The sequence below is a fragment of the Buchnera aphidicola (Cinara kochiana kochiana) genome (genome assembly GCF_900698905.1).
GTDB classification, from domain to species: domain Bacteria; phylum Pseudomonadota; class Gammaproteobacteria; order Enterobacterales; family Enterobacteriaceae; genus Buchnera_F; species Buchnera_F aphidicola_W.
This window is the reverse complement of record NZ_LR217707.1, coordinates 427,068-433,720: the sequence shown is the minus strand read 5'-3', so window position 1 is coordinate 433,720 and position 6,653 is coordinate 427,068. Positions and strand designations below refer to the sequence as shown.

The 6,653-nt window shown below is 21.0% G+C and carries 7 protein-coding genes and 1 tRNA gene; 3 read left to right on the top strand and 5 right to left on the bottom strand.

Annotated elements, in window-relative coordinates; translation table 11 throughout:
* Positions 1-104: 104 nt before the first annotated feature.
* Positions 105-605 carry a tetratricopeptide repeat protein gene (locus BUCIKOCA2762_RS02035; RefSeq protein ID WP_154028924.1) on the top strand — a complete coding sequence of 167 codons (501 nt, stop codon included), beginning with the start codon at positions 105-107 and terminating at the stop codon, positions 603-605.
* Between the two features lies 1 nt (position 606).
* Positions 607-1,974 (top strand): ribosome biogenesis GTPase Der, encoded by a 1,368-nt coding sequence (der, locus tag BUCIKOCA2762_RS02030; protein ID WP_154028921.1) that lies wholly within the window; start codon positions 607-609, stop codon positions 1,972-1,974.
* 38 nt (positions 1,975-2,012) lie between these two features.
* On the opposite strand, the gene fdx is transcribed toward der, so the two are convergent.
* The 5 genes from fdx to BUCIKOCA2762_RS02005 all read right to left on the bottom strand — a co-directional run bounded on the left by fdx (position 2,013) and on the right by BUCIKOCA2762_RS02005 (position 6,256).
* Positions 2,013-2,348 carry an ISC system 2Fe-2S type ferredoxin gene (fdx, locus tag BUCIKOCA2762_RS02025; protein WP_154028919.1) on the bottom strand — a complete coding sequence of 112 codons (336 nt, stop codon included), beginning with the start codon at positions 2,346-2,348 and terminating at the stop codon, positions 2,013-2,015.
* Between the two features lie 140 nt (positions 2,349-2,488).
* Positions 2,489-3,976, bottom strand: coding sequence for an Hsp70 family protein (locus BUCIKOCA2762_RS02020; RefSeq protein ID WP_154028917.1), 1,488 nt, complete (start codon positions 3,974-3,976; stop codon positions 2,489-2,491).
* Entirely contained in the window at positions 3,969-4,487 is a 519-nt protein-coding gene (gene hscB, locus BUCIKOCA2762_RS02015) for a Fe-S protein assembly co-chaperone HscB (RefSeq protein ID WP_154028915.1), read from the bottom strand. The genes BUCIKOCA2762_RS02020 and hscB overlap by 8 nt, the downstream gene beginning before the upstream one ends.
* Before the next feature lie 143 nt (positions 4,488-4,630).
* A complete protein-coding gene (gene iscU / locus BUCIKOCA2762_RS02010; protein WP_154028913.1) occupies positions 4,631-5,020 on the bottom strand; it encodes a Fe-S cluster assembly scaffold IscU in 390 nt (129 codons plus the stop codon).
* A 27-nt stretch (positions 5,021-5,047) separates the two neighbouring features.
* Positions 5,048-6,256, bottom strand: a complete 1,209-nt coding sequence (locus BUCIKOCA2762_RS02005; protein WP_154028911.1) for an IscS subfamily cysteine desulfurase — start codon at positions 6,254-6,256, stop codon at positions 5,048-5,050.
* Positions 6,257-6,514: 258 nt separating this feature from the next.
* Between BUCIKOCA2762_RS02005 and BUCIKOCA2762_RS02000 the strand changes: the two genes are divergently transcribed.
* Positions 6,515-6,588, top strand: a tRNA-Trp gene (locus BUCIKOCA2762_RS02000).
* Positions 6,589-6,653 lie beyond the last annotated feature (65 nt).

Sequence of the window (6,653 nt, the reverse complement as noted above, 5' to 3'; positions counted from 1 at the left end):
TAATTTATAAAAAATAATTGAAATTAAAAAAAAAATATGTTATTATTTTTTTAAAAATTTCTTAATCGAAAATAAAAACCTTCTAATTATTGAATTTAATAAATATGACAAATAATATACTTGCAAAATTTAAAACTTATTTTCAAAAAAATATATATATAACATTATTATTGATTTTATTATCATTATCTGGTTGTGTCATTTTAATTGCCCGAAATTATACGACTAGTAATGTTACTGTTACAGAATTTAATAGAATTATTGATAATTTTGCATATAGAGCAAAAAATACTATTAAAAATAAAATTGGTTTTTTAAATAAAAAAAATAATATTTATACTACATTAATACAAATGAACTTATCTAAACATTTTTTTTTAAAAAAAGAATATAAAAAATCTATTTTAATGTTAAGAAAATTAATATCTTTAAAATTAGAAGAAAATTTAATGTTTTTAATAAAATTAAATTTGGTAAAACTATATATACAACAAAGACAATTTTATAATGCTATAGAAATAGTAAATAATGTTAGAAATCATACATGGCGTAAAATATTTTCAAAATATAGACTAAATATTCTTTTAAAACGAGAAATATTTTAGAATGGTACCCATAATTACTTTAATAGGTCAGTCTAATGTTGGAAAGTCCAGTTTATTTAACTTATTAATAAAATCAAATAATTCATTAATTAGTAAATTTCATCAAACTACTCGTGATATGAATTCTGGATATTTTTCAATAAAAAATCATCAATTTTGTATTATTGATACTGCAGGTATTGATTTTTTTAAAAAAAAAGAAACCAATAATATTATTAAATTAGAATCATATAAACAAACAAAAATCGCAATAAAAAGATCAAATTTAATAATTTTTGTTGTTGATGCATATATTGGAATAACTAAATTAGATGATTTTATCTTAAAGAAAATAAGAAAATTCAATAAACCAATTATTTTATTAATAAATAAAATTGATAAAATTAATTTAAATGATAAAATAATTGATTTTTATGATTTTGGGATTAAAAATATATGTAAAATATCTGTACTTCATCGTATTGGAATTGTTAATTTTTTAAAAAAAATATATGTTCTGTATAAAGAACTAAATCTTAATAAATTATTTGATAATAATCAAAAAAATGTTAGTATTAGTACTAAAATAAAAGTTTGTTTTGTTGGAAAACCAAATTCTGGTAAATCTACCATAGTAAATAAATTACTTAATTATAATCGAATAATTACTAGCTCTATACCTGGAACTACTAGGGATATTATTACAGAATCTTTAATTGTAAATAATATTGAATATATATTAACAGATACAGCTGGTATTAATAAAAAAAATAAAAAACGTACTTTTTTAGAATATATATCTGAAAAAAAATCTTTTGATATAATGAAATTCAATCAAATTATTATCATTGTAATTGATGTATATGCTGGTATTTGTGCTCAAGATTTATCTATTATTAATAGAATAATAAATTCTGGTTTTTCTTTTTTTATACTGTTAAATAAATGGGATTTAATTACATCAGATAAAAAAAAAATAATTACCAGTATTGTTTTAAATCGTTTAAAATTCATTAAAAATATTGCCATTATTAAAATATCTGCTTTATATAAAATAGGTTTAAAAAAAATTTTTAAACAAATTAACATTATTTATAAAGAATCTTTACTAACTTTTAGTTCTTCTTATTTAACTAATATAGTGCAGCAGGCTGTCATACAACATCCTTTATCAACGGGTGCAACAGGAAAAATAATACGTTTAAAATATGCACATTTTGTTAAACAAAATCCAATATTAATTATTATTCATGGAACACAAACACAATATATATCACAAACATATAAAAAATATTTAGTGCATTTTTTACAAAAAGAATTACATATCCCGAATACACCCATTAAAATTTTTTTTAAAAATAATATTAATCCATATATTCATAAAATATAATAAACATAAAAATATAAAAATAATATTATTTTTATATTTTATTGTTCATTTACGTGATTTACATGATATAGAGGAATTTCTACTTCAATATCTTCATTTCCTAAACGAGCCTGACATCCTAACCGACTATATTTTTCTAAACCCCACGCTTTATCTAATAAATCTTCTTCTTTTTCTTGGCAAGGAGATAAAGAAAAAAACCCTTTCCTAATAATACAATGACATGTACAACAAGCACATGATTTTTCACATGCATGTTCCATATTTATTTTATTTGATAATGCAATATCAAGAATAGTTTTTCCTGATTTTCCTTGTACGGTTAAACCATGAGGCAATATAAATTTTTGTGGATAAAAAATTATATTTGGCATAATATGTTTCCAAAAAATGTTTTTATTAAACAATAATCATCTTTACGTTAGAATTAATAAATTTTATTTATGTAAATAAAATTTATTTTTAATGAAATATTTTTATTTTGTAATCAATATAATTACATTAATTATAATTATTACTGGTATAGTGGATCTATTTTTATAGAATAATTAATTTTAGATAATTTTTCTTGAATTATTATAGATAATTGTCCATCTACATTTATACGAAATATAGTAATAATTTTTATTTGACCAGCTAGTTTTGATGGTAATCCTTGAATTTTAAATTTTTTTAATAATTTACAATTTCGTACATATTTATCTTCTCCCTGAAAAATATTGATACAAAATCCTGTTTGATAATCTTTAAAGGTAGTAAATATTTTCATAACTTCAGTGGGGATTTTTGTATTTTTTTCAATCATTTTTTCCATTAAACCTCCTAATAATTCAATTCCAATAGAAATTGGTATTACATCCAATAATAGCATTGATTGGTTTTTTTCTTGTTTTTTATAAAATAAAAAGCTTGCATGTAATCCAGCACCTTGAGCTACTGCTTCGATTGGATTAATTGAAATTAAAGGTTCTTGTTTAAATAATGAAAAAATCTGTTGACGAATTAATGGAATATATGTAGAACCTCCTACTAAAATTATGTCATCAATATCAGATATTTTTATATCAGCATATTGTAAAGCTGAATTTAAAATTTTCAATGTTTTTTGAATGTATGGATGAATTAATGTATTAAATTCTAATACCGAACAATTTATTTTTTCATTTGATAATTTAATTTTAATTTGTGATTTTTGACTTAATTGGATTTTAACTTTTTCCGCAATAATAAGCAACTTTTTAAATAAATTATGGTTTAATTTTGGTTGATTTTTTAATTTAGAATATAAAAAATAAGCCAATAAATAATCAAAGTCATCGCCGCCTAATTTATTATCTCCCTCTGTAGAGAGTACTTCGAAAATTCCTTTATAAACTTTTAAAATAGATACATCAAATGTTCCGCCTCCTAGATCATAGATACACATCAATCCTTTTCTTTTTTTTTCTAATCCATATGCAATAGCGGCTGCTGTTGGCTCATTTAGTAAACGTAATACTTTTAATTGACTTGCTTGTGCAGATTTTCTTATGATATTTTTTTGTATATTATTAAAATATGCCGGAATTGTTATTACTGTTCCATAAATATTTTTTTTTAATTTTTTTTCTATTTTTTTTTTAATATATTTAAAAATTTTTTGAATAATTAAAGAAACTGGAATTTTTCCTATATTAGTTTTAAAAATTAATTCTTTTTTGGAACTTTTTGAAATAATATTTAAAATATTTAATTTTTTTTTCTTTAATTCAGAATAAGATATTCCGATAAATCTTTTTATTGATGTAACGGTATTTTTTGTATCTGTTTTTAAAAATTTTTGAGCTTTCCATCCTATACTAGTTTTCTTTTTTCCAAAATGTATAATTGTTGGAAAAAAATTTTTTTTATTAAATGCTTCAATAGTTTGTATTTTTTTATTTTTTTTGGTAGATACTAAACAATATGTTGTTCCAAAATCAATACCTATAACAATTTTTTTTTTTTCATTTTTATTATTCATTAGTTAAAGTGTTTTTTAAATTTTGAGCTTTTTTTAAAATTTTATATATAAAACATATATGACCATATACCTGATCTGCAGAATTAATTTTTTTTTCTTTAATTTTTTTATTAAATTCTAAAAAATATAAATTTAATTTAATTTTTATATTTTTTATAAAAATATTAATTTTAGTAAATGAATTTGATTGATTTTTTATTTTTTGTATTTCTTCGTATAATTGAAATTTTTCAATTAATGTTTTTTTTTTATTAAAAATATATTTTTCTTTTATTTTATATTTTTTTTTATTTATTTCCAATAAATGATTTGCTCTAGTAAATTTATTTTTTAATATGTTAAATCCTTTGTTAATTTGAATAGATATTAATATTTTTTTATTTTCGTTTAAATGATTTTTATCACAATTATCTGGATGATATTTTTTTTGTAATTCATAAAAATTGTTAATTAATTTATTTTTATCAATATTAAATTTTTGGGGTATTTGAAATAAATTAAAATAATTCATTATAAGCCTATAATAATTTTTTTTTATTTTTAATAAATAGATAGTTATTTAAGGTGTATATGTTGTTTTTTATATATATTAATTTTAATAGCGCTGAATAAATTATATTTAAATTCAGCACTACTATATTTAGTGAATAAATATTATTTTTTTTTTTTATATTTTTTTTGATAATTGGCAATTGCTCCTTTAATTGCATCTTCTGCTAAAATTGAGCAGTGAATTTTTACAGGAGGTAAATCTAATTCTTTTGCTATATCTGTATTTTTTATTTTATTTGCTTCTTTCAATGTTTTTCCTTTTACCCATTCTGTCATTAATGAACTAGAAGCAATGGCAGAACCGCATCCGTATGTTTTGAAACAAGCATCTTCTATAATATTTTTTTTATTTACTTTTATTTGTAATTTCATTACATCACCACAAGCAGGAGCGCCTACTAAACTGGTACCTACATTTTTTTCTTGTTCTGAAAATGAACCAACATTTCTTGGGTTTTCGTAATGATCTAATACTTTTTTACTGTAAGCCATAATTTAAAATTTTCCTATATAAAAGTATTAACTCCAAATAATTTTATCCATTTTAATACCAGATTGAAACATTTCCCAAAGAGGAGAAAGTTTTCTTAATTTTTCAATTGCATTTTTAATTGCTATTATAGCATATTTAATATCTTTTGATGTTGTAAACCGTCCAATAGAAAATCTAATAGAACTATGAGCTAATTCATCTTTTACACCTATAGCTCGCAAAACATATGATGGTTCTAGACTTGCTGATGTACATGCAGATCCAGAAGATACAGCTAAATTTTTCAAAGCCATTAATAGTGATTCTCCTTCAATATAATTAAAGCTAATATTAAGTATATTGTTAACTACATAATCAAAGTGACTATTTAAATAAATTTCTTGAATATCGCGCAAACCATTCCATAGTATATTGCGTAAATATCTAGTATGTAAAATATCATCTTTCATTTTCTTTCTTAATATTTTACATGCTTCTCCAAAACCAACAATTTGATGAACCGGTAATGTTCCAGAACGAAATCCTCTTTCATGTCCACCACCATGTATTTGCGGTGACAATCGAATTCTCGGTTTAAGACATACATATAATGCTCCAATTCCTTTTGGTCCGTATATTTTATGAGCAGAAAATGACAGTAAATCTATTGGTGTTTTTTTTATATCTATCTTTATTTTTCCAATACTTTGTGTGGCATCTACATGAAAAAAAATTTTTTTTTCTCTACAAAAATGACTTATTTTTTTAATATTTTGAATAGATCCAATTTCATTATTTACATGCATGATTGAAATCAATAATGTATGTTCATTAATAGCTTCTTTTATTTTTGATATATCAATAATACCGTATTTATTTGGTTTTATATATGTTACGTGACACCCTTTATATTCTAGGTATCGACAACAATCTAGTACTGATTTATGTTCTATTTGGCTTGTAATGATATGATTTTTTTTATTTTTATGAAATTCATATATTCCTTTAATTGCTAAATTATTTGATTCAGTAGCACCAGAAGTAAAAATAATTTCTCTGGAATCAGAATTAATTAATTTGGCTATTTCATTTCTTGCTATATCTACTGATTCTTCTGCTTCCCATCCAAATTTATGAGATCTAGATGCTGCATTTCCGAAAATATCATTTATGGAATAATATTTATTCATTATTTTTTTTACTTTAGGATCTGTAGGAGTAGTAGCAGCATAATCTAAATAAATAGGAAATTTCATTTTTATAAAATCCTTATAATAAATATCAACATATTATTTAAAATAATTTTTTTAATTATCTTTTAAATCTTATTATATATTTTATTTACTTTTTTGTATAAAAAAACAATAAATAATTTATATATATAAATTATTTATTGATACATAAATTAGTTTTTTGTGAAATTTATGAAAATTTTGTATAGTTGTATTTTTTTTATCTCTCATGTATAATATATTTAAAATATATACTTATATGTGTATTATGAAAATATTTTTAGGGGTGTAGTTCAATATGGTAGAGCATCGGTCTCCAAAACCGAAAGTTAGGGGTTCGATTCCCTTCACCCCTGTAATAAATATCACATATATATTATTTTAAATAATATAAAAAAATCAATATTGATTATATTAATCC

Coding starts and splice junctions, on each gene's coding strand:
- BUCIKOCA2762_RS02020 (WP_154028917.1), bottom strand. CDS start 3,976: ATGAATAATAAAAATGAAAAAAAAAAAATTGTTATAGGTATTGATTTT.
- der (WP_154028921.1), top strand. CDS start 607: ATGGTACCCATAATTACTTTAATAGGTCAGTCTAATGTTGGAAAGTCC.
- fdx (WP_154028919.1), bottom strand. CDS start 2,348: ATGCCAAATATAATTTTTTATCCACAAAAATTTATATTGCCTCATGGT.
- BUCIKOCA2762_RS02005 (WP_154028911.1), bottom strand. CDS start 6,256: ATGAAATTTCCTATTTATTTAGATTATGCTGCTACTACTCCTACAGAT.
- BUCIKOCA2762_RS02035 (WP_154028924.1), top strand. CDS start 105: ATGACAAATAATATACTTGCAAAATTTAAAACTTATTTTCAAAAAAAT.
- iscU (WP_154028913.1), bottom strand. CDS start 5,020: ATGGCTTACAGTAAAAAAGTATTAGATCATTACGAAAACCCAAGAAAT.
- hscB (WP_154028915.1), bottom strand. CDS start 4,487: ATGAATTATTTTAATTTATTTCAAATACCCCAAAAATTTAATATTGAT.